Source organism: Bacillus sp. JJ634 (genome assembly GCF_036962285.1).
Classification (GTDB): domain Bacteria; phylum Bacillota; class Bacilli; order Bacillales; family DSM-1321; genus Peribacillus; species Peribacillus asahii_A.
On the sequence record NZ_JBALMU010000227.1, the window covers coordinates 1 to 2,941 of the forward strand.

Consider the following 2,941-nt stretch of genomic DNA (forward strand, 5'->3'; position numbering starts at 1 on the left):
CATACGAGTTATAGACCGAAAGTGATGAATTTGAAATTGATTCTGGACGAATTAATTACATATTTAGATGAAACTATACAAGGGCAAATAAAATTTAAATATTATGTAGAACAAATAGCAAATGAAACCAAAATTATCCTAGAAAAGGAAAAAAATATTTTCTCACAAAATGTAATTTTATTATCACAGTTTAGTGATGTTATTAAGGATATGAAAGAATTTTCGAAACGCAAAGATAAAGACATCGAGAATGCATATTCTCATTTAGTGATTTTAAGGAAAGTGCAGTTATTTTTACAAAATAATTATAAAGAATTGATTATTAAACATTTAAAAGAAAGTATTAATAGTGATAATAAAAAACAAATTCTTATTTTTACTTCAGCAGTTATTTCATACTTTATTTCAGAAGGTTTAACTTTAAAGAAACTTTATCATTGTAAAAACCAATTATTTGTTTGGCAAAATACTAAGACTTTTGAAGAACGATTAGATGATGCAATCGGATCTTTAGAATATGAAAAAAAGTACACGGTTTTCTTGAAAATGACTTCTTCCGAACAATTCATTAATGATTATCCTCAAATTTATAATGTGAGTTTTTATAATTGGATTGATAAGAAGATTTTTAATAATGTTCCACCTGCCTTTTGTGAAATTAGCCCTTTTATAAGATATGCAAAAGTAATTGTTAAAACATCAGATCCCCATCGCGCTTCTTTAATTGCGAGGACATCAATTGAAAGAGCTTTGGACTTTATAATGTTTACTTCCATTCCTCAAAATGTGGAATTTGCATATCACTCATATGTTTATGAAAGTTCAAATCCTTCTGATTCAACATTAAATCATTTTTATAAACATGACTATGATTCAAGTTTTAATCCACTCACCTTAGCTGAGTTACTTTCTAAAAATGAAAAATTGGATGAGCGATCCAAAAAAAGGTTAGAAGCTTCATTAAAATTTTTCCGAATGGGGCTATCTACATCTACTGAACACATAGCATTTACTAATACTTGGACTGCTTTCGAATATCTTTTAACAGGTAACAAGGCCCATGTTGATATAAAGAAAACAATGAGTAATGAAGCTACAAAAATACTTTCTATTGAATATATCTCAAGCTTATTAGTTGATATGAAAAAAAACCTAGATAAATTTGAAGTTGAATGTGATTTAGGCGATAAATGGATGGAAATTTCGAACGGAGAATTTTTAGAGGTATTAAGGGATGAAACAACTTTGCAAGCTTTAATCGACAATATAAGTGATTCATATTTATTGATACATCGACTTGAGGAAATTGGTTTGAAATTTAAAACAAATAGTGATGTTATCGCCTATATTCAAGAGCATAATTTAAGAGTTGAATGGCAGTTGAGCAGACTTTATAGAATTAGAAACATAATTGCACATGAAGCTCATAAATCTGATGTGACATTTTTATTACCTCACTTAAGGATGTATTGTTTTACTATTCTGGAGATATATTTCCGTTTAATTAAATTAAATGAAAATCAGTTAGAGGATATTGATGATCTATTAATAAGGATAAAAAATTGGTATGTTTATGTTGAAAATGAAATTAAAGATAATCCCAATACTGTACCTTTATACGATGAATACTTGAAATGGATTTAGCGAAAAAAATATTAAAAGCGGGATTAAAATCTGCATAGATTACAGCGATGGCCGTAAACCCGCTAGCCATGTCAATTGGAGTAGGATATGGAATTTTTAAAGTGCTGAAGAATAATACAGGCAACTCCACTACATCCATTTTTAATATTTGCACCACCCTCAGCACTCACCACATGTGGAGTGCTGTTCACTACTTGTAAGGAAAGATAATTAAAAGATGTAACAGTGAGTAAAGAGCCTTTCCTGAGTTGGAAGGCTCTTAATTTTTGTTTGAATTTACGTAGACGAAGAAGCGGCACGTGACATCTACGCTGCCAGAACAGACGGTAAATATTCAATCCAGAGGCATATTCAAACTGTTTCGTTTTGGAAAAAAATGAAAATAAAAGAAACGTCTCATATTGGGGATTTGCAGAAATAACTAAAATTTTAAATGAAACCTTTAAGAAAATTTGAAAGTTATATTCAACTAATGGGGCTATAGTCAAACAAATAGAAGAGCTGGTTTTCCTAACCAACAACTTTCAATCCCCATAAATCGTAACATCATTTCTATCCAGTATCTCAAAAAATTAAAAGGGTAGCGTTCTATAAGAGTTACCTTTGAGTGGTTATGCACACTATTTACTTACTTGAAATTTTTAAGGTTTCATCCAGTTTAGTAATTAATTTTCTATGTTCGTCATAATGAGCTTTAGTTAAGCTTTTTTCTTTTTCTGCCAATAGTATTAAATTAAAATCTTCAAACTGGTAACCCTTAGTCTTTTCAGTTCCAATAATCACCTGACCTCTAGTATCAGTTAAATAATTTAAAAGGTTATAAATTCCTATTAAATTCATTTCATCCTGGCCTTGTTGATTAGGAGTATCAATTACTAAAAGATTTATCGAACTCATTTTGAGTCTATAAAGATATAATGCTATGTAGTAAACATAAAGCATACGTGCCCCTTTACTACCCGTTTTATCAATAACAGGTAGGAAATTCCTGAGTTTAAAATCTTCTGACTTAAGATCAACCTCAGAACATATTTTACTAATTTCATCTAGTATTTCTTGTTTTATTCTATTCCTGCGTTTATTTGATTCAATTTGTTTCAACGTATGTTCTAATTTGGTTCTTTGTAGAATTAATCTATCAATTTCTTTATCTATTATTAATAGCAGCTCTTCACTTTTATTGATAATTTCTTGTTTTCCTTGAAATTTAAAATTTTCAAGTATCCCCATATTACTCTTATTGTTTTTCAAAACTTTCTTAGTTTTAGTGTATTCCTTTTTCAATTTTCTTATAGTG

3 protein-coding genes are annotated in these 2,941 nt (G+C 29.2%); 1 reads left to right on the forward strand and 2 read right to left on the reverse strand.

The window, feature by feature from the left end; all coding sequences use genetic code 11:
* Positions 1 to 1,644 (forward strand): hypothetical protein (locus V7068_RS22295; protein WP_499714608.1); only part of this gene is annotated, 1,644 nt, incomplete at its 5' end.
* Positions 1,645 to 1,715: 71 nt separating this feature from the next.
* Here the strand turns inward: V7068_RS22295 and V7068_RS22300 are convergent.
* Positions 1,716 to 2,165, reverse strand: coding sequence for a hypothetical protein (locus V7068_RS22300; RefSeq protein ID WP_499714609.1), 450 nt, complete (start codon positions 2,163 to 2,165; stop codon positions 1,716 to 1,718).
* A 103-nt stretch (positions 2,166 to 2,268) separates the two neighbouring features.
* Positions 2,269 to 2,941: hypothetical protein (locus V7068_RS22305; protein ID WP_499714610.1), on the reverse strand; the 673-nt coding region annotated here is incomplete at its 5' end.